The organism is Romboutsia sp. 13368 (genome assembly GCF_018336475.1).
Lineage (GTDB): Bacteria > Bacillota > Clostridia > Peptostreptococcales > Peptostreptococcaceae > Romboutsia.
Genome location: NZ_CP048741.1, coordinates 340,802 through 341,592, shown reverse-complemented (window position 1 = coordinate 341,592; position 791 = coordinate 340,802). Strand labels below are relative to the sequence as shown.

Genomic DNA, 791 nt, shown 5'->3' with positions numbered 1-791 from the left:
TCTTTAAGTTCATTATTTACCGCTTTTTMTATTAMATCATAAACACCTATATCTACTCTTTTCATAGCAGATGTAATAACATTTTCTGGAGCTAAACTATTTTGGTCCATATCAACACCTATTGCATATTTATTCTTTTCTCTAGCCGCTTCTATTGCACCAGAACCAACATTTCCAGCTGCAGAGAATATAATATCAACATCTTTTGAAWACATTTGATTAGCTATAGCTTTACCTTTAGCTTGGTCTGTGAATGAGTTTGCATATTGAGATTGTATTTCTGCATCTGGGTTAGCAGCTTTTACCCCTGCCATATATCCGTATTTAAATGTATTTATAACACCTATATCCATTCCGCCTATAAATCCAACRTTGTTARTTTTAGTCATTCTACCAGCTATTAATCCTACTAGATATCCTGATTGTTCTGNNNTGTTGAATAATATACTTTTTACATTATCTTTACCTGTTAATTCTTCATCTACTAATACAAATTTTTGTTCTGGATATAAATCAGCTGCTTCTTCTATAGCTGGAGCTAATTTCATACCTACACCTAATATTAAGTCTACTTCTTCATCAACTAGTGTTTCTATATTTGTTGCATAATCTGAATCTTGCTTTGATTCTAAGTACTTAACTTTTACACCTAATTCTTTTTCAGCTTTTTGAAGACCTTCCCAAGCACTTTGGTTAAAACTTTGATCGTTTACTCCTGCTACGTCTGTTATCATTGCTACTGTTATAGTATCATCTGATTTATTTTCCTCTGTAGTTGAACATCCTACTAA

Annotated in this window: 1 protein-coding gene; it reads right to left on the bottom strand. The window is 31.9% G+C overall.

All coding sequences use genetic code 11. The features are described 5' to 3' along the window. A partial coding sequence (locus G3997_RS01350) for a BMP family ABC transporter substrate-binding protein (RefSeq protein ID WP_442971221.1) occupies positions 1–734 on the bottom strand: 734 nt, incomplete at its 3' end. Positions 735–791: the final 57 nt, after the last annotated feature.